Genomic DNA, 25,520 nt, shown 5'->3' with positions numbered 1-25,520 from the left:
AAGTTGCGACAATTTCTGTAAATGGGGCCTAGCCTCTTGTAGCAATTTATTAAAAATCCTTATTTATCCCTCAGCGCCATGCAGGTATATTGCACTAAACAACACGTAAATAATGGCAGTAACCGTTTTTGTACTCATTGCGGTGAACCATTGCCTCTTCCTGTAGGGCAGCTGGTAGATAAACGCTATAAAATTATACGTCAATTGGGGCAAGGTGGCTTTGGGCGTACTTATTTGGCAGAGGATAAAAATCAAGGCGATCAGCAATGTGTGCTGAAGGAATTTGCACCCCAGGTAGAAGAACCGCAGGACTTACAAAAAGCTAAGGAGTTATTTGAGAGAGAAGCAAATGTACTGACGAAACTCCAGCATCCACAAATTCCTCGGTTTCACGCTTCGTTACAAGAGAAGTTGGGTGGTAGGGATTTTTTCTTTTTAGTCCAAGACTATATAGATGGTGATAATTATTATCAGCTATTAGAACAACGCCAAAGTCAAGGTAAAACTTTTAGCGAAGAAGAAGTACTTTTATTATTAGAAAAAATCTTACCTGTATTAGCTTATTTAAATTCAAAAGATGTAGTCCACCGCGATATCTCTCCCGATAATTTAATTTGGCGGCGTTCTGATAATTTACCAGTCTTAATTGACTTTGGTGGCGTGAAACAATTACCAGCTTCTCAAGGGTTTTGGTTTACGCAATTAGCGGCAAATAATACTTTATTAGGTAAAAAAGGCTATGCTCCAGAGGAGCAATTACGACAAGGTAAAGTATTTTTTAGTAGTGATTTGTACTCCTTAGCGGTGACAGCTTTAGTATTGATCACAGGTAAAGAACCGCAAGGGCTTTATGATAGTTATCAAGGAATGTGGCGTTGGGGCAAGGAAATCAAAGTCAGCCCCAAATTGGAAGCAGTATTCAAAAAGATGTTAGCTTATCAACCGAATGCTCGCTACCAAAATGCCAATCAAGTCTTGAAAGAATTACCCACAAAAATGTCTACCAAACCACCAAACTCTTACATTACCAAAATTAAGACAATGATTGTCGCTCCGGGAGGTAAACAAGGTAAACAGACTAATAAAATTATTAGTAAAATCCAGAGCCAAACGCAATTAATTAGTAATAAAATACCTGCTCCAGTTTGGTTACGTCCTTTTATTGTCAGCTTGGGAGGAACGGCTGCAGTAGGATTAATTGTTGCAGGTACTTTTGCGGTAGTAAATGGTGTAATTCGGGCGGTATCTTCAATTTCTGTCCCATCAATTCCCTCGATTTCCTTACCCATTGGTCAACCAGTTAGCGATAAAGGAAAAAGCAGCAACAGTGATATTTTAAGTCGCCGTCAACAACTAGAAATTCCCGAAGGCTTTTTCATTCGCATGGTAGATAACTTGTTCTATACAAAACATCCAGAATTACAAGGGCGTAGCCTTACCTCTAGCGCCGAAGATGGGCGATTACGAGATGAATGGAGTGGGATTGCAGACAACCTGTTGCAAAAATTGGAACAAGCTAATCTCTCTTCAGCCGCTCGTCGTAAACTAGGAAGCTACAGTCAAAAAGATTTCGACACTTGGAGGCGACAAGCAAGCAACGGTGAATTTGGTAATTACACCCTGAATCAATTAACAAAAGATACCTACGCCAAATTTGATCGGTTGTTTCCCGGTCAAGAGCGTGGGAAACTCAATCAACAAACCTATGGTCAAATTTGGTATGCGATCGCAGCCGATCAAGTAAGTAAAGTAAAATCTGGCAATTAGGGGGACTGGGGATTGGGAAAAGCAACGGGGCAGGGGGCAGGGAGCAGGGGGAGAAATAATTAATGACAAACACTCAACACCAAACACCAATTACCCATTACCAATTACCCATTACCAATGCCCCATGCCCCATGCCCCATGCCCTATGAATCTAAACTAAATTAATATGCCTTCTGTGTATTGCTCTCAAGGACATGAAAATCCGGCTGGTAGTCGCTTTTGTCATAATTGCGGCGAGAAGTTAGCAGATCAACCTGTAAGTTATAGTATCCAAGCGGGAAAAGTTTTAGGCGATCGCTATGCGATTTTGCGTCAAATTGGACAAGGTGGTTTTGGGCGCACTTATTTGGCGGAAGATGTTAACAGATTCCGCGAACTTTGCGTTTTAAAGGAGTTTTCGCCGCAAGTACAAACGGCTTATGTTTTACAAAAGGCGGAAGAACTGTTTCAGCGTGAAGCCAGTGTTCTCTACCAGCTACAACATCCCCAAATTCCCCGCTTTCGGGAAATGTTACGCATCAATTTGGGTGGGAAGGAATATCTGTTTTTGGTGCAAGATTATGTGGAAGGACAAACTTATAGTTCTTTATTAAATAATCGTCAGCAGCAAGGTTTGCGGTTTACCGAAGCGGAAATTCGTCAACTTTTACAGCAAATTCTCCCGGTATTGGAGTACATTCACTCCTTGGGAGTGATTCACCGCGATATTTCCCCAGATAATTTAATTCTTCGTAAAAGCGATCAATTGCCAGTCTTAATTGATTTTGGGGGTGTGAAGCAAGTCGTCGCCACTGTCGCTTCCCAATATTACCAGCCGGGTGTTGCTGGCTCGCCTCCTTCACCCACTCTCCTAGGTAAGGTGGGATTTGCACCTCCAGAACAAATGCAAACTGGCTTGGTGTCTCCCCACAGCGATTTATATGCTTTGGCGGCTACTATGTTAGTTTTACTGACAGGTAAACAGCCAAACGAATTAATTGATACTTATACCCTCAGTTGGCAATGGGAACGGGAAGTTAGTCTCAGCCCAGCTTTGGGGCAATTATTCAATAAAATGTTATCGCCCAGACCAGGCGATCGCTATCAATCGGTGCATCAAGTTTTACAACTGCTGAATTCCCCAGTAGTGACTATTGGGAATGCACCAACTCAAGCGCCGACTCAACCACCAATACAGCCCCCCATTCAACCACCAATCCAACCGCCGATTCAACGCCCTACACAACCTACTGAATCGGGAACTATTGCGATTTCACCCTCTCCCCCTCCCCCTATCCCCGTTCGTTCCCCGGAACCGCAAAATTCCTCATCACCCCTAAAGACTGTGTTAGCGGTGCTAGTAGGGGCGAGTCTTGCGGGAGTTGGTTTGTGGGGAATCAAGAATTTAATTCAATCCGACGGTGGTAACATTGGCGGAGTCACACCCACACCTACCGCAACGCCCACCACACCCGCACCCCAGTATTCCCAAGCCGAACAGCAACGCAAAAATAAATTGCGCGATCGCCGTCAACAATTGGGAATAGACTATAACTTTTATGTGAATTTGGTAAATCAGCTTTTCTGGGAGAAAAACCCCAGTTTGCAGGGAAGAACTCTCAGCGATGGCCCTGAAGATGAGAGTTTACGGGCGCAATGGGATAAACAAGCCGCAGAAGCTTTAGACAAACTAGCCCTACTCAGCGCCAAAGCACGTCAGCAACTAGGAACCTACACATCAGCAGAACGCGATCGCTGGAAAGTAGAAGTTAACCAAGTTAATGTTGGTAGCCGTTCTTTATATGATTTAGGCGATGCAGCTTTCTTTGCAGCATTTCCCACCCAGCGCAACAAAAATTTTATTGATAAACCAATTGGACAAGTTTGGTATGGCTTTGTTAGTGATAAACTCAGCGCCATTTTATCTGGAAGCGCTGTTGAAAAAATAATTTTTGACCAAGGTACTGTTAGTAAAACTGTCAGTGGTACTCTTTCTCCTAGTAATGGCAAAGTCTACATTGCTCAATTAGTTAAAGAACAATCTTTAACAGCGAATTTGAAAGCAAGTACCAAAGTTTTATTATCAGCTTATTCGCCATCTGGCAAAATCAAATTTTTAGAAGATTCGTCGAAAAGGAGTTTATCAATCAAACTCCCAGAAGATGGTTTTTATGAGTTTGTGGTTGTTTCCACAGCCTCAGAATCAGCAGATTATGAACTCAGCATTAAAGCCGAATCTCCTACCCCACCAAACCCAACACCCACACCAACAGTTACCGAAACACCTATACCAACACCCACGGAGACAAGTACGCCAATACCGACAGAGACGGCTACCCCTACGCCGACAAGAACACCTTAGAGAATTCGTAATTCGTAATTCGTAATTCGTAATTCGTAATTAATGAGGAATACAATAGCAAAAAGAGCGTCCTTTATGGATGCTCTAAATTATTTTGATTATAAATTTTTAGCCTAAGCGCCTACAGCTTCTTTCGCAGCATACAGAACTTCAGAATTTATATCTTTAATGCCGCGATATCGTGCAAATTTCTCGGTGTTGCGTTTCACTTTACCGCGTACAAATCCGGGAATTTTATTCAGTTCTGCTAAACCATCTTTTGTCCAATTCAAATCAGATTCGGCAGAAATTCCTTTGGTAATCACTTCTTTGGTGTCGTGTCCGCCGAAGATTTCTAACAGATGATCTTCCATTCCTAAAGTAAAGGAATTGTAGATTAAATCTGTAACTATAAATTATTCATCGAATCTAAACAGTAGAATTTCTGAGGTTAACTATTAATCTAAAACTTAAAATTTAGATATATATTCAAATCGTGCTGTCATGTCAGAAAATCCAGCTTTTGTGCGTGCCTTTAACCGAGGAGTAGACTTTCTTCAGAACGGAGATAAAGCAGGAGCAATTTTAGCTTTTAGTGAAGCAATAAGTATTAACCCTGATAATGCTTATGCTTACTACAATAGAGGTAAAACTAAAGCTGAACTACAAGATTATGATGGTGCTATTCAAGATTTGAGCCAGACTCTTCATCTCGAACCCAAGTTTTCAAATGCTAAATATCAAATAGGAAAAATTTATCAACATATAGATGGGCAACAGTTATCACCACCAGGGCACCCAGTTCAACTAGATCTCAGAAAGTATGAAAATGGACTACGTAAGTTACAATTCCAAGAGTATGAAGAAGCAATTAAGGAATTTAATCAAGTTTTACATATAAATTCCAATTTTGCACCAGCATTCTATAATCGAGGTAAAAGCTTTCATAAACTGAAGAAAAATGAGGAAGCTGCTAAAGACTTTCAAATAGCTGCCAAATTATTTTGCGAAAATGATCAATCAGAAAAACTAGCTGTTTGGAATCCTTTTGAGTTAGGTGAATCTAATAGAGAGGAAGCAATTACCTATCTTATTCCATACTTATCAAGAAAAAGCTCCTACGACGGTAAGAGATTAGCTGCATCAGCTATGCGTAAACTTGCTATGAGATTCAGCAATATTCCTGATTTAGCTATTGAACTTTTGTTAGATAACTTAACTTACCCTGCTCCACAGGTTAGGCAGTATGTTTTGAAAGCTCTCGCAGTAATAAAATTACCTAGTAATGCAATTGCAATTATTGAAAAAATAGCTAATAATGATCCACAGGAATATAATAGAACAGTAGCAAACAATATATTACAAGAATTCAGAGCTAATTCTAATAAACCTCTCCAGAAGCAGAATAAAGATAAACTAGATAATATAGAAGCTTTGGAGCAAGCATATTTAGATTCTGAAGAATTTGATGATTTTTGGAATCAAGAGTCTTTTTATAAAGAGGATTATGACACATCTATGGATTACGGTTATTTGAGCGACCTAAGTAATCCAGAAAATTATCTTTACAATTATTAATAATTTATATAACCAAGGGCATTTTTTAACCAACGCCCTTGAATTAAAAAGATTTAACTGAGGACTTCTAGTGGTGGTTTTGGCGGTGGGGGAATAATATATATCAAATTTGAATCATAAAAGTAATCTTTTATATCTTGAGCCTCCTGCCCATAAAATTCAATATTTTCTTGAGTAGGAGTAACTAATCCAATAATCACTTTTTCGCTGGAAAACTCAACAGTTGCTATTGCATTTAAGTTAATAAGTCGATGCCCAATTTTAAGGAATTTCATACCTATAGCTAGAAAGCAGGATTAACTATTATACACACTTCGTTTTATTTGTAATCCCTAAGTAGGTAACCGTGAAAATTTACAAGGGTTTCACGTTAACTTAGCACAGTGGGTAGTGCGTTTTGCCTAGCCACCTGTCGCATTGTCTTTTCAACTTGCTTAGAGCCTACGCACAGTCGGCTTATAATAATGTAGTAAATGCTACATTTATAATTAAAAAATCAGGGTAAAAAGTATCTCTTACTCTTCACCCTGAATTTTCTGAATTCAACTATTCAATTAAGCACCAACAGCTTCTTTCGCAGCGTAAAGAACTTCAGAATTGATATCTTTAATGCCGCGATCGCGTGCAAATTTCTCGGTGTTGCGCTTGACTTTACCGCGCACAAATCCGGGAATTTTGTTGAGTTCTGCTAAACCATCTTTTGTCCAATTCAAATCAGATTCGGCAGAAATTCCTTTGGTAATCACTTCTTTGGTGTCGTGTCCGCCGAAGATTTCTAACAGATGATCTTCCATTCCTAAAGTAAAGGAATTGTAGATTAAATCTGTAACCTGATTTGTACCTTCGTAACCCAAGAATGGTTTGTAACCAATGGGGAAGTTTTGCACGTGGATAGGTGCAGCTATGACACCGCAAGGAATATTCAAGCGCTTACCAACGTGGCGTTCCATTTGCGTACCGAAGATAGCAGAGGGTTCGACACGGGCGATCGCATCCCCAATTGCTCCGTGATCGTCGGTAATGAGAACTTCATCGCAATATTCGCTTACCTGTTCGCGGAACCAGTCTGCATCATATTTGCAGTAAGTTCCCGCCCAAACAACGTGAATCCCCATTTCCCGTGACAAAATCTTAGTCATGGCGGCGGCGTGGGTGTTGTCACCAAACACCACAGCTTTTTTACCAGTTAAGTTTTGACAGTCAATGGAACGGGAGAACCAAGCAGCTTGAGATACATACAGAGTTTGTTCGTTGATGAACTCTTCGTAATCGACATCAGCACCTTGGGCGTTAATTACCTGCTGAATTTTGCGGATACAACGGGCAGTCTCTACAACACCCATTGGCGTAATATCTACGTAAGGAGTGCCGAATTGTTCTTCGAGGTAACGAGCTGTTGTTAAACCGAGTTCGCGGTAAGGTACTAGGTTAAACCAAGCTTGGGGCATCTTCTTTAATTCGTTGACAGAAGCGCCTTCAGGAATTACAGTGTTCACCTCAATTCCCAAATCAGCCATCAGCCTTTTCAGTTCGGTGCAATCATGCTGGTTGTGGAAACCCAGGGTAGAAATCCCGATGATGTTGACTGAGGGGTTTGCAGTTTTGCCTTCTGGTAGTTCGCCTTTTTTCCGGGCTTTCTCAATGTAGAATTGCACTATTTGTTGCAAAGTGCGATCGGCAGCTTGTAGTTCGTTGTAGCGGTAGTGGTTTACATCCGCTAACATGACATCGCCTTTCGATTCTATTTGTGCCCGTTCCACAAAGTTGTGCAAGTCTTCTTGCAAAATACTAGAAGTACAGGTGGGAGTTAAAACAATTAAATCTGGGTGTTCCTCGGCATCTTTGCGGGTAATATTTTCTACTACCTTTTCTTGAGAACCGCGTGCTAAAACGTTGCGATCTACAACACTGGCTGTTACCGGAGTAAAGTTCCTTTCCCGCGATAGCATGGAGCGCATGACATTAAAATAGTCATCGCCTAGTGGGGCGTGCATGATGGCATGGACATTCTTAAAAGAACTGGCAATTCGCAGCGTACCAATGTGCGCTGGCCCTGCATACATCCAGTAAGCCAATTTCATCAGGTTTTCTCCCTTTTAAACTGAAATAACACAGAGTCCGTTAAGAGGTGGACTTATGATTGCTGGTTTTCTCATCGTTGTCTGATTGTCTCAAAACTTGTAGCCCTAATAAAACGGGGAAATTATTAAGTTTCAAGACAAGTGATATTGCTCAAACTCTTGTACCATCAAGGTTTTAGCGCTTAATTTAAACAACAATGATGTTGTTTAAGTGACATAAATCTTTATTTTCTGCAACCTTTCATTAAACAAGCCAGGGAGATGAAAACTGCGAATTTAGATATCAGATGAATTAGCAGTATTCAGTAGACCAACAGAAATCAAGACAACTGTAAAGTGAAAATTTCTCTTTCCTAAAACAAAAAAGCGATCGCACCCAACAACAAAAAAATGAGCGTTAACCAGCGTCCGAAATTGCTCAATTAGCAGTTGTATAGTATATCAATGCCTTGATGTGCCGTGAAAATGATCTGCTACAAACAATGAGCAATAACGACGAAAGAGAAAATTTTTTTGGCGATCGCAGCAATTTTGACTCAGATAAAATTAGAGTTGAGATTCCTAGCAAGCAACAACCAACTTATCAGGAGCGGATTCCCTCTGGGTATGACCCGATGGGTGAGATTTACCTGAGAGGTCGGGCAATGAGAAATATGTCTTCTGGAACCATGCCTTGGTGGATACTGATTTCAGGCTGGGTATTGTTTGGCGGGTTGTTTTTATTGCTTTTGAGTGTGGCTATATCTTCTTTCACCTACGCTTTAATCCCATCTTTAATGATTTCTGGAGTTCCTCTTTTAATTGTAATGAGAGGAACAGTTGCAAAACTCTCAACAAAAAAACGTAGAAGGAGATAGTTGAGGTTGAATTTCTGCTCAAGGTAAATTAATCGCAGGATTACGGCTAAAGAATCCTCTAGGGGCAAGTTTAAAGCTAACTCGATGCGTTGGCATCACAGGCCAATCTTCAGGGCGAGGAATATGGGTAACGCCCATTGTGTACCACAGTACGATATCTTCACCAGTTAAAGGTTCATCGTTGGCAATATATTGAGGTAAACCTTTTCCTGGTTGCGTTTGGTTAGGATAATCGCCGCCAGCATAGAGTTCATCTGGCTGATATTTTGTCACCCAAACATGATGTGTTGCAAAGCCAGCTTTCTCACGAATTTTTGAACCTTCTACAGGGAAGAATACTGTATTACCGCCTGGCATCAGCATATATGCTGGGGGAGTGCCTAAAGTATTTTGGCGCTTGGTGTTAACAATCATCCATTCGCGGCTGTGTTTCATATCCAAATCGCGCACAGCAGCTTTTTCTGTAGTTAAGGGAGTATCGGTAACTGCGATCGCATTTCCCAGAGAATTATGATTATCCAACGGTAAGGCTTGCACATTCATTTCCATCACAGAATTAGCCTGTCCGTCTACATCCATATCTAGGCGGTAGTTGAAAAAGTGTTGATGATTTACCCCGAAGATATTTTTCGCTAACAACCTTCCATAGGAATTATCTTGAGACTGTTTCTCTGCGTCTGTCCCTTGTACTAAAACAATTCCTGTTAAATCATTCTCAATTTCTAAACTGCCATCTTGGTGAAAAATCCAATTCAGGCTGTAATCATAATTATCCACCGCCGCCGTCATGGTCAGCACTAATTCGCGATTACGACGGACATAATTTTTCTGGATATTATATTCATAATGTTTCCACAACATCCCATTATCTCGTTCATAAATGCCAATTACCCTGGGCATTTCGTAAGGTTCTCCCTGTTCGTTAGCCATCACTGCATTTAATAACAAGCCATTTTCGGGAATATCTTTACCTAACTCCATTGAAGTTGCGAGAGAACCAAAGTTATATTCGCCAACATCAAAGGCATTTCTAAAAGCCCAGGTAAAATTAGGATGACCATAAGGCACTACCATTTCTGATAGGCTAGCGCGGTATAAAACTGGGCGAATTTTTTCCCCGTCATCATAAGTTACTTGATAAAGAACTAACCCACTGCGGGGATGCATTAGATAGCGAAAATTCCAACCTTGCCAGCTAATTGTATTATTTCGTATTCGAAAACTAGTACCTTGAGGCTGGAGAATTTTTAATAATTTTGGTGGGGAAAGTAATTTACCTAAAGATTGGATATCATAATTCCAATTTTGTTGAGAGAAAGATACTATTCCGTTGTCTATAAAACTATCGATTTTACCTGCGTTTAAATCAACAGTAGCCAGTACACCTTCAATCGGACTGCTAAAATAATTCCAATTCTTGCCTTTGTAGTAAGATAAAGCACGACAAATACGCTTACCTTTATCCGTTTCGCTATCAGTTAAAATCCCAGGTGCCCAACAATTAATTTTAACTTGATCAAAATCTGTAATTCCCCGTTTTTGCATTGCCGCTTGCCATTGGGGGTCAGACTTGACAATTTCGCGTGCTAAATCATATTCAGGATTAATTAATGCAGGTTGGGCGTTAGGTATTTGTTTCCAAGAACTCAATGTTTGAGTTTTTATATCAACTACAGCTTCATAGGTTTGATTTTTCTCTCTCTCATACACTACTAAAAAAGCTTGACGCTGAAAAGATTTGCCTGGTGTAAAATTAAGAACTACTTTTTTATCTGGTTCTTGCAAAGTTATTAAAGGAAATACAGCTTTGTCAGTAAGATTTTTATCTTTCTTTACCACTGCAACCGCTGTATTAATTTCTGCTGATGTTAACGCTGTTAAAGGATGGGAAATCGCAGGCTGTTGTGCAAATAACATTTCCCGATAACCTAAAGCGCCAACCATAAAGATAATAATGGCAATAGCTAAACTAAAGAACCGTAATGTCTTAATCATTCTTTAGATATGTGCAGGAAAGTATAATACCAATTCGTAGTTCGTAATTCGTAGTTCGTAATACCATTTTGAAAAAAGAACGCGACAGATGAGTAGGGGCACGGCACCAGTAAGATATTTGATATGCCAAAAGATTGAGGATGCCGTGCCCTGACAAAGGATTTATCTGTCGCAAACATTATTTGAATTGGTATAATTACAAAATTTGGATATACGAATTTTATAGAACTGGTTTTATCTATATTCCTAGGTTGTGTTGCTAACCCGAATAGATTTATTTGAATTTGCAAAATGTAATCAGAAATTCAAGGTGCGTTAGCCTACGGCGTAACACACCCTACCTCTGAATTACGAATTACGAATTACGAATTACAAATTACCAGGAAAATATTCACTGCTGTTAGCTAAATAATATTTTTGGGGATTGGGTAATGGGTAATTGGTAATGGGAAAACAAACACCAAACACCCAACACCCAAAACCAACTACTTATGCAGAAACTAAACGGCGCAAAGATTCGGCACGACGTTTAGCTGTAGAATTATTAGGCGCGAATTTCAGGGCTTCTTCGTAAGTTTGTAGTGCTTGTGTAGTTAATTTTTTCTGCTCATAAGCATGGCCGAGATTATTGAGCGCTGTCACATAATCAGGTTTTAACTTCAGCGCTTCTTTGTACTGACGAATTGCTAAATCATACTGCTCTTGGGCAAAGTAAGCATACCCTAGCCCATTGTAGATAGGAGCAACAGCTTCTTCTCCCTCTTCCTCAGCCGCTTTCAGGGCTTTTTGAAACAGCGCGATCGCTTGGGAATAGATTTTCTTTTGAGAATAAATACTGCCTAACTCGTAATATTCTTGAGCAGTTCCTTTATCCTTACTCAACTTCTTTTTTAAGCGAGACAAGGAACTTTCAATCTTACGAGTTTTGAAAATTTGCTGAAAAACACCCACAACAGCAAATGTGAGTATACCGATGAAAATCGAGAGATAAACAACCGCTAGACTGTTATCCATTGTCTTGAAATACGAATATAAAGAGTCTTCTTATTTATTATCAGCTGCAAGGGGACTGGGGATGAGGCAAGGGGGCAGGGAGCTGGGAGCAGGGGAGAAAATCTAATTACCCATTACCAATTACCCATTACCAATTACCCAATGACAAATAACAAATGACAAATGACAAATTTATGGTAAACCCCAATATTGGGCGCGTTGTTTGAGCCAGCCTTCGTCTATGTAACGTGCGATCGCTCCATTTACCTTTAGTCTTAAATCATCGTATTGCAAGCCTTTGGGCATGACTACAGATAACGGGGCTGTGGATAGTTTGCTTGGTAGTAGCCGATATTGGGGATATTGTTGCACCCAACCACTCAAAACGCTAGCATCGGCGGCAAAGGCGGTGACAGCATTGCTTTCTATTTTTTCTCTCGCTTCTTCATAGGATTTTACTCCTACTAACTCAGCATTCGGCACATAGTACCTGACATCGGCAATTGTCGTGGAGTTATTCAGTACAGCGATTTTGCGTTTTGCTAAATCATTGATTCGCTGTATTCCAGTATCCTTTACAACTACATAACTACCATCAAAGTAGTAAGGAACACTGAAACTTACCAAGCGAGAACGTGACTCTGTTGCTGTTACCCGCGCAATGGCAAAGTCAACTTGATTGTTGAATACTACAGATAAGCGATCGCGATTGGCTACGGGTTGTAATTTCACAGCGTTTGCTTTACCTAGCAAATCACTTGCCAAACGCTGTGCTAAGTCAATTTCCAAGCCTTGCAAATTACCATTGGCATCTCTAAATCCCAAGGGACGGAAGTTATCTTTGACAGCAATAGTAAAATAGCCTCGCCGCTGAATTTCTGGCATTTGGGCGGCAGATGCAATTGGTACTGTCCCCAAAAAGCACAAGCAAACAATTAATAAAAAGGATAAAGAGTAAAGGATAAAGGATGAAAACCAGTATTGCTGCGAGACACGCATTCTGTGTAGTATGCTGTCTTTCTTCCAGCCCCCCAATTTATTGGGGTATACTTCAGCCTTCATACTTTATACTTCATCCTTAATCCTTTAACCTTTAGCTTGGCTGGCGGCTAATTCAGCAATTTTGCCAAAGCTAGCTGGATCGACAACTGCTAATTGCGCCAACATTTTGCGATTGAGTTGGATATCGGCTTTTTTGAGATTACCGATGAGCTTGCTGTAGCTTAAACCATGTACCCTTGCAGCAGCGTTGATACGAGCGATCCACAGGCGACGGAAATCGCGCTTTTTCTTTTTGCGATCGCGATAAGCACTCCGCAGTGCTTTCATTACCTGTTGATTAGCGGTTCTAAACAGAGTTGAGTGGGAACCGCGAAAACCTTTAGCTAGTTTGAGAATTTTATTGCGGCGTTTACGAGCTACGTTACCGCGTTTTACCCGTGTCATAACTTAATTTTCCTGAGGGACTTACAAATAGGGGAGCATCAAACGTACATTATCTTCGTCGCGTTCATGTACAAGTCCAGACTTGGACATACTGCGCTTCTTATCTGAAGTTTTATGCTCTAGAAGGTGGTTTTTATAAGCTTTGCGACGAACGATTTTACCTGTACCGGTGGCACGGAATCGCTTTGCCGCTGCTTTACGAGTCTTGAGTTTAGGCATGGTTTGGCTTTGATCGACACAATCTATCATTATATACTAAGCTCATCAGATTGCATGACCAAAAATAACCCCAAAATGCGAATAGATCTGCCATTGGCAGATCTATATAGTTTATAGAGGTAAAGCCGCGATAGTTTTAAGGGCGGTAATACTTGTCAGTTGCGAGAAGAAGGAGAAAGAAAAATCTTTAACCTTGAGCGATTCACATTTGATCAAAACCAAATCAACAGTTTAAAACGCTATTCTTTATAGTATTAATCTTGTTTGGATACTTCCCTCTGATCTTTTATTTATACTTAATTCCATAATCTTCTCTATTTAATAGAATTTGTAGCGGGCTGAACCGTTGGGATCGTACCAATAATCAGCTATGGAATTGGTTGTATATGAAGATGAATTCCATTGCTCACCAACTATAACATACTATGTGATTTTAAATGTTCCATCCTCTTGTGTTTCAATTTCGCATTCATTTCCTGCTGGGTTATACCAGCCACAACCACCCACACAACTTGCCAGTTCTTCATCACTTAATTCTTCAATTAAAGAGTCTATTTCTCTAATATTTTCTACTACGTTTTTCATTTTCAATCATCTCAATTGTTTTGTGAATCCATTCTCTACTTAAATAGACGGAATGAAAAGATTGCAATTTCACCAATATTTATTAAAGTGGGCAATAATATTACTTAGAATAAAGCCGACAGTTTTATAAAAAATTTTATTTCTATCATAAAGTTTTTATAAATAACAGGTAATCCTACTATAGCTAGTATCTCTTTTTGGGATAAGCTGCATCATGGATAAGGAAATATATATTGAAAATGATTGATGTGTAAGGTTTTTGAGTTATCAAAAATCTAAAAATCATAGATAATAATGATTTATCGAAATGAATTAGATCCTCATTTTATTTAATTAAATGTCTCAGTAATCTTACTACCGTATTGCTTAGGATACATAATCTAAGTTCACAAAAACCTTAAAAAAATATACAGTATTTGCCCGCAAATTAAGTATCAATCAGGAAATATATAAAACTCAGATTTAATTTTTGAAATTACGTGCTTAGGCTGGAATGTCATTTACTGTAGCGGTATTTATATGCCCGACTTTTGGAAAAGGTCGGGCATTTAGGCAGCAATGTGTACTTAAGTAAGTGCTATTAGTGCGTAAGGTGCATTAAAGCATAAGCCTTAATGCACCTGACAAAATTCTGAGATTTTTTCAGAAATCAAATCGGATTCCTATATGAAACGGAAAAGGAAAAATAAACTCCTATAATTGGATAATTGGGGAGGTTTTAGCATTTTCCCCAAAGCGAATTTTGGATTTCAATGTTATGAGTTCACGTTTACCGAAAACGATATCATTTACGTCACATTGTTCTATACCTTAATTTTTGGATCTAAAACGATTTGAGAACCAGATTTATTCACATGGTAAGTCCAAGCTTGCTCTTTTACTTTGACGCTGACTTCCCAGCCTTCAACAGGATTAAATTCTTTAGTACAGATGTCACCAAAGTTAAATTCGCAAGGATTACCAAAAGTTTTAGCTGTCGCTTGAGTAATTTGTAAATTCGCAACTGCTACCCCAGAACGTTTAGCTGCATCTGCTAAAACTTTATTAGCGATCGCTCTTGGTAAAGTAGCATTTGGCGATGTCTTAATTTTGGGATCTAAAACAATTTGTGAGCCAGATTTATTCACATGGTAAGTCCAAGATTGCTCTTTTACTTTGACGCTAACTTCCCAGCCTTCTACTGGTTTGTAAATCTCTGCACAAACTTCGCCAAAATTAAAATGACATTGGTTACCAAAGGTTTTAGCTGTAGCTTGGGTAATTTGTAAATTCGCAACTGCTACCCCAGAACGTTTAGCCGCATCTGCTAAAACTTTATTAGCGATCGCTCTTGGTAAAGTAACATTTCCCGATACATTAATTTTGGGATCTAAGAGAATTTGTGAGCCATTTCTATTAGCGTGATAAGTCCAAGATTGCTCATTAACTTGTACAATTACTTCCCAACCCTGAATTGGTCTGTATTCTCTTGTACAAACTTCCCCAAACTGGAAAATACAAGGATTAGCAAAGGTTTTGGCTGTAGCTTGCGTGATTTTTAAATTAGCGATCGCTACTCCCGAACGCTTTGATGCATCATTAAGTACAGCTTGAGCAACAGCTTTGGGTAGTCTGTTTCCACTATTTTGGACATTTTGGGATAACTGTACTTGCGCTGCACGCGGAGCCGCATTAGCAGTATTGTTACTGCTAAGTCCAATTCCGTAAGATAGGAGGCTGGTTAGCGCTAGAGTTAAAATCACGCCTTGTGGTATGTGACTTGTAACGCTGCTCACATGGGATTGTTTATGAATATTTGTCATGCTTTGATTACCTTGAGAATTGCATAGTTAAACTAGCTACTCATCCCAATTCTCAGGAATAAGCACTTAATAATGATAATTTTTCGGGAATTATTTAAATTTGCGTACTACTTTGCTACTAGCGGTGACGCTGAAGTTACTAAATATTAAGTGCATCCTGATAGCGAATGAGTATTCAGATAGTTTCTTTGACGCTACAGTTGCAATCTAGTTTCCCCAAACCAAGTTCTCTGACGGGATAAGTCAATAAGATTGTTTGCCTTTTGTAGAGACGCGATTAATCGCGTCTGGCGTTGCAAAATTAACCGCTACGGCTGAAAAACACCGCGGCTATCACAATTAAACCTAACATTGCCAAGGGAACCCAGAGATTCGGGATATCTGACCAACTCATCACGCAGCCATTCCATTATCAGGGATAATTCCTTTTATACCGTAAGCAGCCTGCATGGAGAAACTGATGATGACATCTCCAGATACAGTGTGGCTACAAGAACGTACAGCTTTAGAAATTCTCTCACCTACGGTTTTAGAAGCGATCGCTCAGGTGATGGAGTTACAAGTTGTGCCAGCTAACACTACTCTAGTAAGCGAAGGTTCTCCTCCGCAAGCACTTTATATTGTCCAAAGTGGTCAGTTAGAAAGCGAACCTAGTGAAACTAACTCAGCCTTACCTCGGGGATTTCTCCCGGGAGAAGTGATTCACCTCAAAGAATTACTGTTAGATGAATCAACACCCTTCACAATTACTACCATCTCAGAATGTCAATTATGGGTTGTACCTGCGGATAAATTTCGCGCTTTAGTCACTCAATACCCAGAAATTAATCAAGCGTTTTTCCGGCTATTGGCGCAAGAATTGGCTGAGGTAACATCGGCTTTAAGCTATGAACAAGAACGTACTGTAGCTTTGCGACCATATTTAGTCACCAAGGCGCAACGGGGAATTGTGGGTACCAGCCGATATGCTGTACGTCTGCGGGAGCAAATCCGAGAAGCTAGCAGCGATCGCAAATCTGTAGAAATCTTTGGCGAACCTGGGTTAGAAAAAGATAATATCGCTACTTTAATTCACTTTAGTTCTCCGAAGCGGCGAGAGCCAATTATTAAAATCAATTGTGGGATTCTACAAACCAGTGGCGCAGAATTATTCGGTCGTGCTGGCGGAAAACCAGGATTATTAGAATGGTTAGGGGAAGGTAGTTTAATCCTCAATAACCTCCAAGAATTGCCACCAGAATTATTACCTGAGGTTGCCGATTTACTCAGTAAAAATACATATACTCCTATTAGCCGTCCGGGAGAACCAAAAGCTGAATCTCGTAAAAGTCACGCCAGAATTTTGATTGTTTCTGAAAAAGCTGATTCTCAGATTGAGCGCTGTATCGGTCATGTAATTAAAGTACCACCGTTGCGGGTACGCAAAGCAGATATTAAAGTACAGGTGGAATATTACATCAGTCTCTACAGCCGTGCGCGCGGTTTATCCAAACCACATATTACCCCCGAAGCCTTACGCCGCCTACAAACTTACGACTTCCCGGGTAATCTCAAAGAATTGAAAAATTTGGTAGAACGGGCGATCGTCCAGGTAGGAGAAGGGAAAGAACTCACAGAAGAAATCTTTTGGTCAGCCGAACCCCAGAAGAAGCAATTTCGCGTTAATTTATTAAATGCTTATCCTGGTTTGCGGAGGTTCTTGCGTAGTGACTGGTGGCCCGATCGCATTAATTATGGTTTTACCTTTGCAGCCTTTGCTTTTTTGGTTGGTGTATTATTTATTGGCCCGCAAACACGCGATCGCAATTTTGCTTTAAATCTTTTTTGGGCTTGGTGGTGGCCGTTCTTTCTGTTTCTCTTCCCTTTTCTGGGGCGCATCTGGTGTTCTGTCTGCCCGTTTATGATTTACGGTGAAATTACGCAAAAATTATCGCTGAAGTTGTTTCCGCACAAACTCCAGCGCTGGCCGCGAGAGAAAGCTGAGAAATGGGGTGGCTGGTTTTTATTTGGGCTATTCACCCTAATTTTTCTATGGGAAGAACTCTGGAAGTTAGAAGATACAGCTTACCTTTCGGGTTGCTTGCTGCTATTAATCACCGCTGGGGCAATGATATTTTCCGCCCTGTTTGAACGCAGGTTTTGGTGCCGCTATCTTTGTCCCATCGGCGGTATGAATGGTTTATTTGCTAAACTCTCAATGACAGAACTCCGCGCCCAACAAGGTATTTGTTCCGCCAGTTGTACGACTTACCAATGCTACAAAGGCGGGCCGCAAAAAGGTGAGGGCATGGAAACCAACGGCTGTCCTTTGTACTCCCATCCTGCACAATTAGAAGATAACAAAGATTGCGTCCTGTGCATGACTTGCCTGAAAGCCTGTCCCCATCGTTCCGTCGAGTTTAACTTACGCCCGCCAGGAATTGAACTCTGGACAACTCATGTTGCCCACAACTATGAAGTAGCACTGTTATTTTTGCTCTTGGGTGGTATATATCTGCATCGCTTGCCAGAATTACAAGCTTGGTTAGGCTTAAACCTAGATTTAACAATTTTTTGGCAGCATTTAGGATTGTCTGTGGTAGTGTTGATTATTCCGGCAGGAATTTGCTTATTAGCTTACGGCTTCACGCAACTGTTTAATTCTGGACGAAAACCTAAAAAATTTATTGAGCTGGCTTATGGTTACCTACCATTAGTATTAGGAGGTAACTTTGCCCATTATCTGCGTTTAGGTTTAGGAGAAGGTGGGCGAATTCTTCCTGTAACTTTTGCTACCTTTGGTTTAAATGGAGAACAGTTACCCGTATTGATAGCACACCCCGCAGTAATTGACTTTCTGCAAGGCAGCACCCTGATTATATCCGTGTTGCTAACCGTAGTATTAACCCAAAACATCGCACGTCAACCGCTGAAAGCCCTACTCTGGCAACATTTAGCAACGATTGGGCTGGCGGCTGGTATGTGGATGATTATCGTTTTTTAACGAATTTTTCCGTCTTGTGTAAGGATTACAAGTAATGCAAGTTATCAAAAGATCCCTAAAGCCACAAACCTACATATCTTTCTTTTATATCTACCAAACTACTTGGGGTATGGCTGGTGATATCTGTTTAATCCGTGAATCTGTGGCTCAAGAAAGTGTATCGAAATTTATTGGGCGCAAAGTCCAATTAGCATTGCCAAAACGACTGGAGCGCGATCGCTTGGCTAATTGTCCCATCATTAAAGTTGCGGGTAATGTCGGCGAAGGACATCCTAAAGATCACCCATTTGAATGGGAAGCTTATGAGGGTATAGATAAAGAAATAGCCAAAGCAGCCCTCAAACCTTGGGGCTTTAAGTTAATTGACAGCTAATTTGGCGATTTGATCGGCTCAGATCAACTCGCTGGAGCAAAGCTTTAGCGAGTATTTGAGCATCCTTATACAATTTTGGATTTTAGATTTTGGATTTTGGATTAGTGCTGATGCCGTACTCTTGCTGCTAACGCATCCTACTACGTTATCTTCTATAGATTTGTGGTTCTAAAAGTATTACATTGTTCAGGATTACCTGTTTGAATACCACGTTTAAACCAACGAACTCTTTGAGCTGAACTACCGTGAGTAAAAGACTCAGGAATTACGTATCCTCTGGCTTGACTTTGTAAGCGATCGTCTCCAATACTGCTAGCCGCATTGAGTGCTTCTTCAATATCCCCTGATTCTAGAATTTGGCGTGAGCGATCAGCATGATAAGCCCAAACTCCAGCAAAACAATCAGCTTGTAATTCTTGGCGGACGGAAAGTTGATTGGCTTCTACTTGATCTGCTTGACGTTGTAGGGTTCGCACCTGTTGGGAAATTCCCATGAGATTCTGCACATGGTGTCCCACTTCATGAGCAATCACATAAGCTTGGGCAAAATCTCCTGGTGCTTGGTAGCGATTTTTGAGATCCTGATAAAAGCTCAAATCTATGTAGAGTTTTTGATCGCTAGGACAATAAAAAGGCCCTACAGCTGATCGCGTAAAACCGCAAGCAGATTCCACTGCATCCGAATATAAAACTAAAGTTGGTTCTCGATAGGTTTTTCCTTGTTGCTGAAACAAGCTACTCCATGTATCTTCTGTATCTGCGAGAACAACGGAAACAAAATCAGCCATGCGATCGCTATTTGCGGAACTTTGGGTTTGGGGAGATTGCGAGTTAGGGCGATCGCTCGGTTTTTGTGTTTGCTCCCAAATGACGCTAGGATCGCCACCCAAAAAAGCAACTATCAACGATAAAATAACTGCTCCAATACCACCTCCTACCACAGGAGCCGAAATCCTAGTTCCTCGCCTGTCTTCAACATTGGTACTTCTTCGCCCAAATTCCCAGCGCATAACTTCAAGTCTCCAAATTATTTAACCTGGCAGAAGTGAGAAAAATGCATATTCCCATAGCGATAAATCAAGAGTATCGCATACAGAAAACAGCATAATTAAGCAAAAATATTAATAGTTAGGAAAACCAAAATCTTCCGCCCAAAGTAAAGCAATACTGTACCCCCAAAGAGGGAATTAAAAATTCAAAATTTAAAACTCAAAATATAATCAACCCTAAAACAGATTTCCTTAAAGACCATTTATAAAATGTAGGATGTGTTACGGCTATGAAAGGATTTCGGACATAGAGACAATTAAACTTAGCCGTAACGCATCGCCTTAAATAAATCTGAATTATGGTGTGTTACGGCTACGAAAGGATTTGGTACACCGAGACAATTTAACTTAGCCGTAACGCACCATCCACGCGGCGGTGCGTTAGGCGCAAGGATAGTTATTTGGTGACAAATAATATCGAAAATATGCGCCTAACACACCCTACATTAGAAAGACACTTAGTTAAGCAGAAGTTACTGCCTAGACACCCGAATTTTTGAAAATGTCGGGGATATAAACCTCGCTAAAGTAAGGTTTATGATGTTTTTCTGCTAACAACTTCCCAAGCCAAATGTTGAATCATTGTCATATCTGTATTATTTAATTCTTCTAATTTTGTCTTATTATTTTCTGGTGTATTATTCGAGTTATTTTTGTTATTCGGATAGTTTAAGCCTTCAGGACTTTTACCATAAATAGTTGCATAAAATACGCAAGCTGCTACATAGGAACCAATCGGGCTGGGGTGGCTATTATCTGGCTCGTAAAGCATTAAATTTTGATTCTGTTCTTGAATTTTTTGCCAAACTATTCCCACTGGAGCGACTATTGCTTTTAGTTCTTGGGCAATGGTCATATATGAATCGTTCAGTGCTTGTTGTGTTTCTGGCTTATTCTGTCTTGCCCAAGTTAGGTAAAACACAGTTTGAGCATTAATTTTCTTAATTTCTTCGTTAAATAACCGAGCATATTCGTACATTAACTTCGGATTAGTGATAGGTAAAGTACTCTGTTCTTGTAAGACAACATAATCCCATTTGCCATTCTTAATCTTGCTTACAGCTTTACCCTGTTGCCAAAGCTGTTCTAATGTAGCTCCACCAACTGTCACCATTTCAGTTTCAAATCTTTTAGCTTCTTTTGCGGTTAGTGCTAAATTTTGCACCAGTTTAGGAAGCTCGTGGTAATAGGTATAGCTATTACCAATAAATAATACTTTCAATGATTGCTGCTCAGATTCTGGTAAAAGTTTTTTTCTAATGATTGAATTGAGTATTGCAATGGCAGCAATCAAAAACAATATGCTGATGCCAACTATATATTTCATATTTCTTGAGGAATAAGCCTAGAGATATATTTTTTGAGATTTTGGTTTAATAGATAAATCGCAGCAGCTAGAATAACTTGGATTTTACTACCAAGATATACTTTTATGGTTTTTCTCTTAGAGGTTATTTATAAAGTAAAAATAAAATTACTGTAGGGTGTGTTAGGCTCTGACTTTCAATATAATTTGTCACGGAATAACTATCCCAGCGCCTAACGCACCATCCACGCGACGGTGCGTTACGGCTAAATATCATTGTCTCTGTGTCCGAAATCCTTTCATAGCCGTAACACACCCTACTTAAGATTTACTTTATAAATAGTCTCTTGTTTAATCAATAGAGGCTCGATAAGAATTAATGATGTGTATGAAAATTGAAATTTATTTTGCTGTATTCAGTTGCAAACTAAGAGATTTGCCATACCACAGACCTAAATAAGTATTGCTTATTTAGAAACAACCTCTGACTTTTGTTAGAGGAATTATTATTTTTTTACAGTTAGTCTGGAATTTGTAATCAAAACAGACAATTTGCTTCAAAATAGGCAGTATTGCACCAGATTGCATTACTTAATCTCTAAAATAATTAAATTTTTAGTTAGTGACATCTAGAAATTCAGCTTATTCATCGTGTCATTAACTGAATTTAGAGTGAGCCAATGATATTGCGAAGGTCTGACAAAAATTAAGAATGCATCAACGGAGTATTGGCATGACAAATTGGATTTCTAATGCGATCGCTAAAATCAGTTCTCTGTTTCAAGGACTTCAGGTAAAGCGCTTTTTGGCTGTAGCTGTAGTTGGTTTGATTGTACTCACCACAAATGTTGATTCTGGACGCAGTAACTCACAGTTACGCCAGCAAGTTCGGGAAAGTGTAGAACAAAATGATGCTCAAAGACCAAAGACTATAGGACAATGGAACCGCGAAGCTCGCGAAACAAAAGGTAATCCTGGCGAAAGACTGCAACGGATTGGTCAACAATCAGGAGAAGCTTTGAAAGAATTCGGCTCCGGCTATGTAGAAGGTGCTAAGGAAACTGCTGGCGGTGTAAAAGACAGCGCAGCTCAAGCAGGTAGAGATATATCTAACTCTGTTGGACGATAAGTGGAATGGGTAATTGGTAATTGGTAATTGGTAATTGGTAATGGGTGGGAATTCTCACTCATTACCTATTCCTTCGAGTTTGGAACTAGAACCTTCGAGCTTGAAACTAGAACTTTCGAGCTTGGAACTAGAACCTTCGAGTTTGAAACCAGAAATGTCGAGCTTGAAACTAGAACCTTTGAGCTTGGAACTAGAACCTTTGAGCTTGGAACTAGAAATGTCGAGCTTGGAACAGCAAAATTGAAGCTTTGAACTCGGAATGTCAACTTCTATGGTTGAACATTCAAGTTCAAAGCTTTAAGTTTTAATATCTCAAGGTGAGTTGCCGAGATATTTTCTCAAATTATGATGCTTTTAGCAGCAAGTGCCGAGATTTGCAGACAAGCTGCCGAGAAAAACATGGGTTAACCCTTACTCTTAAAAGAGTCTAACCACTCTTTAACTTGTTCGCGGGCTACATCTCGACCGCCAAGGCCAAAAGCTAGAGCAATAGCCACTGCGATCGCACCGAGTAAAAGCCCAAATGCTAAATTTACAATATCGCTGGCTACGCCAATCTGTCGCAGTGCCATTGCTGAGACTAAAGTCAGGATGGCAATCCGCGCTACTTGTCCTAAAATCCTTGCTTGGGCGCTTTCGGAACTAACAATGATGCTAAAAGCCAGGTTTGCTAAGAATAGCCCAATGCCAAATACCACTAATCCCGATAAAATTCTGCCGAATATAATCAAGATTCCCGATACTAGCGCGGTGAGTGCGGGAATATTGAGGATATTGACAGCTGCTACCGTTGCAAATAGTAAAATGCCGACGAAGACAATAATACCGACAATTTCTGATGGGGTACGGGTGGGTGTAGTTACTGGTGCGCCGGCTTCCGTGTAGACTGCTGTTCGTCTTGGGGATGGCAAACCCAGCACTGAAAAAATGTTGTTGAAGCCTAAACTGGTAAGGATACTCGTGACGACTTCCGAGACAAACCTTCCCAAGAAATAGCCAATAATCAGAATGCCGAGGGCTGTAAAAATTGCAGGTAAGGCATTAAGCACCTGTTGTAACATGGCGATCGCAGGGACTGAAATCGCCTCAATTTTCAAAGCATTCAGCGCTGCGATCGCAACAGGAATCAAAATCAAAATATAAACCACTGTGCCGATAATATTCGACAGTGGTTGCGCTCCAACATTGGGCGAAAGTCCAAAACGACTGCCCAAATGGTCGATTCCAGTTGTAATCAATAAATTGGTAACAACACGACGAATGAGATTTGCCACAAACCAGCCCACAGCCGCAATTAATGTTGCAGCTAAAATATTGGGCAGAATTGACAAAATCTCTGTTATCAGAGCTTTGACTGGTTGTAATGCTTCCCTTAGCCCCAGAGTATCTAACACTGGAACCAAAAATAGTAAAAAGATGAACCAGTACAGAGCATTACCAATTGTCTCTGTGACAGATAACTGATTCAGTCCTGGTGTAGAGTCAGCGTCTTGCGCTTGTTGATTCAAACGCTCATCAAACCTCAACACTTGCAGTCCTCTGATCGTTACTAGCTTCACAACGGTAGCTAATAACCAAGCAACGCCCAGAAGAATTGCTGCACCAAACAACTTTGGCAAAAAGCCTGCAAGCTGATCGACAAAATTATTTAATGGTCGAGAGGCTACCTCTAGCCCTAAAGTCTGTAGAACAGCTACCGCAGTCAACAGAATAATACTCCAAAAAACTAAGCCGGAGATTAATTGCTCTACGTTGGGAACATTCTCACGGCCCGTTACTCCTGAAGCGATGCGGTTATCTATATCAGTGCGATTGAGGATTCCCCTGGTGACTGCGGCAATAATTGCAGCAATTAGCCAACCAATTAACAGAATGGCTGCAGCTCCTAGCAAGCGAGGTGTAAACAGAATTATCTGGTCGAAAATTCCTCGCACCTCTCCAATTCCTTGATTAACCACCGATTGCTCTGGTGGTAGGCTTGGTGATTGTGCCAAAAGCTGCTGCACCCTGATTGACCAACCAATATCTAATACCTGGGTTATTCCTAGCCAAGTTGTATTCATGGTTTTTCGGAATTAAAAGTTGATTGTTACGCCAAAACACTTCAGTGTTCTGACATGGATTGTCTTACTCAATCCTTTATCCCCGTAAGTTCACGAGTATTTAGCCTAACAATGTACCAGTAAAAGTATCTTTGACATTGGTATCCGGAGTAATTTTTAATCTTCAGGGTTTGTTATTGGTTATTTGTCATTTGGTAATGGGTAATTGGTAATTGGTAATTGGTAATTGGTAATTGGTAATTGGTAATTGGTAATTGGTAATTGGTAATTGGTGTTTGTTATTTTCCCCCTGCTCCCTGCTCCCTGCTCCCCTGCTTTTTCCCAATCCCCAGTCCCCATTTTGAGTTACTCTAATTGCAAAAGCTGCATCAACCATATGCCCCAAGTTCTGGAACAATCGATTCAAATTAATGCCCCAGCTACAGTGGTGGAGCATTGTATTACCGATTTAACTCTTATGCATCGCTGGCTAAATCCGGTTTTACGTTGCGAACCTGTGGGTGAAGTCTGGAGTACAGATGTTGGTAGTCAAAGCCTTTTCACCATTCAAATTCCAGTAATTCAACCCACATTAAAAACGGTTGTCGCAGAACGACAACCGGGTTTAGTTGTTTGGGAATTTAAAGGATTTTTCCAAGGACGCGATCGCTGGGAATGTCAACCGCTAGAAAAGGGAACGCAGCTAATCAATCGTTTTGAATTCGATATCCCCAACCCTGTAGTCAGTTGGGGTTTCAATACCTTCGCCGCCGCTTGGACAAAACAAGATATGCAAGCGCAATTGATTCGTTTAAAACAGGTGGTGGAAAGGATGTGATACCAATTCAAAATTCAAAATTCAAAATTCAAAATTAAGAATCCAGATAGGACAAGGTTTATGGCTGTGTATCTGTCGCATTCTCTTTTTAATTTGGTATGAAATGGGCATTGGGCATTGGGCATGGGGCATGAATGGGTAATTGGTAATGGGAATT

Annotated in this window: 21 protein-coding genes and 1 pseudogene; 9 read left to right on the top strand and 13 right to left on the bottom strand. The window is 40.3% G+C overall.

What is annotated here, in order from left to right; genetic code table 11:
• Positions 1-78: 78 nt before the first annotated feature.
• On the top strand, positions 79-1,767 hold the full coding sequence (locus AACU25_RS05140; protein WP_096574197.1) for a serine/threonine-protein kinase: 1,689 nt from the start codon (positions 79-81) through the stop codon (positions 1,765-1,767).
• Positions 1,768-1,933: 166 nt separating this feature from the next.
• The gene (locus tag AACU25_RS05135) at positions 1,934-4,108 is read left to right on the top strand and encodes a serine/threonine-protein kinase (RefSeq protein WP_096574196.1); all 2,175 of its coding nucleotides are present in this window, start codon (positions 1,934-1,936) and stop codon (positions 4,106-4,108) included.
• 113 nt (positions 4,109-4,221) lie between these two features.
• On the opposite strand, the pseudogene AACU25_RS05130 reads toward AACU25_RS05135, so the two are convergent.
• Positions 4,222-4,497: pseudogene (locus AACU25_RS05130) on the bottom strand (ferredoxin:protochlorophyllide reductase (ATP-dependent) subunit B); the annotation flags it as partial.
• A gap of 94 nt (positions 4,498-4,591) precedes the next feature.
• Between AACU25_RS05130 and AACU25_RS05125 the strand changes: the two are divergent.
• Entirely contained in the window at positions 4,592-5,665 is a 1,074-nt protein-coding gene (locus AACU25_RS05125) for a tetratricopeptide repeat protein (protein ID WP_096574195.1), read from the top strand.
• 53 nt (positions 5,666-5,718) lie between these two features.
• On the opposite strand, the gene AACU25_RS05120 is transcribed toward AACU25_RS05125, so the two are convergent.
• Together AACU25_RS05120 and bchB are read right to left on the bottom strand one after the other, a co-directional pair.
• Positions 5,719-5,940, bottom strand: coding sequence for a hypothetical protein (locus tag AACU25_RS05120; protein ID WP_096574194.1), 222 nt, complete (start codon positions 5,938-5,940; stop codon positions 5,719-5,721).
• Between the two features lie 279 nt (positions 5,941-6,219).
• Entirely contained in the window at positions 6,220-7,746 is a 1,527-nt protein-coding gene (gene bchB, locus AACU25_RS05115; protein ID WP_096574193.1) for a ferredoxin:protochlorophyllide reductase (ATP-dependent) subunit B, read from the bottom strand.
• Between the two features lie 482 nt (positions 7,747-8,228).
• On the opposite strand from bchB, the gene AACU25_RS05110 reads away from it, so the two are divergent.
• Complete coding sequence (locus tag AACU25_RS05110) at positions 8,229-8,603, top strand: hypothetical protein (RefSeq protein ID WP_096583511.1); 375 nt, start codon at positions 8,229-8,231, stop codon at positions 8,601-8,603.
• Between the two features lie 18 nt (positions 8,604-8,621).
• On the opposite strand, the gene AACU25_RS05105 is transcribed toward AACU25_RS05110, so the two are convergent.
• The 7 genes from AACU25_RS05105 to AACU25_RS05075 all read right to left on the bottom strand — a co-directional run bounded on the left by AACU25_RS05105 (position 8,622) and on the right by AACU25_RS05075 (position 15,643).
• Positions 8,622-10,598 (bottom strand): primary-amine oxidase, encoded by a 1,977-nt coding sequence (locus tag AACU25_RS05105; RefSeq protein WP_096574192.1) that lies wholly within the window; start codon positions 10,596-10,598, stop codon positions 8,622-8,624.
• A 489-nt stretch (positions 10,599-11,087) separates the two neighbouring features.
• On the bottom strand, positions 11,088-11,612 hold the full coding sequence (locus tag AACU25_RS05100; protein WP_096574191.1) for a tetratricopeptide repeat protein: 525 nt from the start codon (positions 11,610-11,612) through the stop codon (positions 11,088-11,090).
• Positions 11,613-11,783: 171 nt separating this feature from the next.
• A complete protein-coding gene (locus tag AACU25_RS05095) occupies positions 11,784-12,653 on the bottom strand; it encodes a transporter substrate-binding domain-containing protein (protein WP_190445571.1) in 870 nt (289 codons plus the stop codon).
• A gap of 24 nt (positions 12,654-12,677) precedes the next feature.
• Positions 12,678-13,037, bottom strand: coding sequence for a 50S ribosomal protein L20 (gene rplT, locus AACU25_RS05090; protein ID WP_096574190.1), 360 nt, complete (start codon positions 13,035-13,037; stop codon positions 12,678-12,680).
• Between the two features lie 21 nt (positions 13,038-13,058).
• On the bottom strand, positions 13,059-13,256 hold the full coding sequence (gene rpmI, locus AACU25_RS05085) for a 50S ribosomal protein L35 (RefSeq protein ID WP_045872149.1): 198 nt from the start codon (positions 13,254-13,256) through the stop codon (positions 13,059-13,061).
• A gap of 423 nt (positions 13,257-13,679) precedes the next feature.
• Positions 13,680-13,841, bottom strand: a complete 162-nt coding sequence (locus AACU25_RS05080; RefSeq protein WP_190445569.1) for a hypothetical protein — start codon at positions 13,839-13,841, stop codon at positions 13,680-13,682.
• An 803-nt stretch (positions 13,842-14,644) separates the two neighbouring features.
• On the bottom strand, positions 14,645-15,643 hold the full coding sequence (locus AACU25_RS05075) for a hypothetical protein (RefSeq protein ID WP_096574189.1): 999 nt from the start codon (positions 15,641-15,643) through the stop codon (positions 14,645-14,647).
• A gap of 463 nt (positions 15,644-16,106) precedes the next feature.
• On the opposite strand from AACU25_RS05075, the gene AACU25_RS05070 reads away from it, so the two are divergent.
• Together AACU25_RS05070 and AACU25_RS05065 are read left to right on the top strand one after the other, a co-directional pair.
• Positions 16,107-18,626 (top strand): AAA-type ATPase lid domain-containing protein, encoded by a 2,520-nt coding sequence (locus AACU25_RS05070; RefSeq protein WP_096574188.1) that lies wholly within the window; start codon positions 16,107-16,109, stop codon positions 18,624-18,626.
• A 34-nt stretch (positions 18,627-18,660) separates the two neighbouring features.
• Complete coding sequence (locus AACU25_RS05065; RefSeq protein ID WP_096574187.1) at positions 18,661-18,999, top strand: hypothetical protein; 339 nt, start codon at positions 18,661-18,663, stop codon at positions 18,997-18,999.
• A 152-nt stretch (positions 19,000-19,151) separates the two neighbouring features.
• Here the strand turns inward: AACU25_RS05065 and ypfJ are convergent, their stop codons facing one another.
• Both ypfJ and AACU25_RS05055 read right to left on the bottom strand, forming a co-directional pair.
• The gene (ypfJ, locus tag AACU25_RS05060; protein WP_096574186.1) at positions 19,152-20,009 is read right to left on the bottom strand and encodes a KPN_02809 family neutral zinc metallopeptidase; all 858 of its coding nucleotides are present in this window, start codon (positions 20,007-20,009) and stop codon (positions 19,152-19,154) included.
• A 574-nt stretch (positions 20,010-20,583) separates the two neighbouring features.
• Positions 20,584-21,375: an SGNH/GDSL hydrolase family protein gene (locus AACU25_RS05055; RefSeq protein ID WP_096574185.1), complete on the bottom strand. Its 792-nt coding sequence runs from the start codon at positions 21,373-21,375 to the stop codon at positions 20,584-20,586.
• A 712-nt stretch (positions 21,376-22,087) separates the two neighbouring features.
• Here AACU25_RS05055 and AACU25_RS05050 point away from each other — a divergent pair.
• Together AACU25_RS05050 and AACU25_RS05045 are read left to right on the top strand one after the other, a co-directional pair.
• The gene (locus AACU25_RS05050; protein ID WP_096574184.1) at positions 22,088-22,483 is read left to right on the top strand and encodes a hypothetical protein; all 396 of its coding nucleotides are present in this window, start codon (positions 22,088-22,090) and stop codon (positions 22,481-22,483) included.
• 40 nt (positions 22,484-22,523) lie between these two features.
• Entirely contained in the window at positions 22,524-22,727 is a 204-nt protein-coding gene (locus AACU25_RS05045; protein WP_096574183.1) for a hypothetical protein, read from the top strand.
• Positions 22,728-22,887: 160 nt separating this feature from the next.
• Here the strand turns inward: AACU25_RS05045 and AACU25_RS05040 are convergent, their stop codons facing one another.
• Positions 22,888-24,546: a mechanosensitive ion channel gene (locus tag AACU25_RS05040; RefSeq protein ID WP_096574182.1), complete on the bottom strand. Its 1,659-nt coding sequence runs from the start codon at positions 24,544-24,546 to the stop codon at positions 22,888-22,890.
• Between the two features lie 376 nt (positions 24,547-24,922).
• Here AACU25_RS05040 and AACU25_RS05035 point away from each other — a divergent pair, with 376 nt between their 5' ends.
• On the top strand, positions 24,923-25,363 hold the full coding sequence (locus AACU25_RS05035) for an SRPBCC family protein (RefSeq protein ID WP_096574180.1): 441 nt from the start codon (positions 24,923-24,925) through the stop codon (positions 25,361-25,363).
• Positions 25,364-25,520: the final 157 nt, after the last annotated feature.

Source organism: Tolypothrix tenuis PCC 7101 (assembly GCF_963874875.1).
Classification (GTDB): Bacteria; Cyanobacteriota; Cyanobacteriia; order Cyanobacteriales; family Nostocaceae; genus Aulosira; species Aulosira tenue.
Note: the sequence above shows the minus strand (reverse complement) of the source record. Positions and strands in the feature narration are given on the sequence as shown.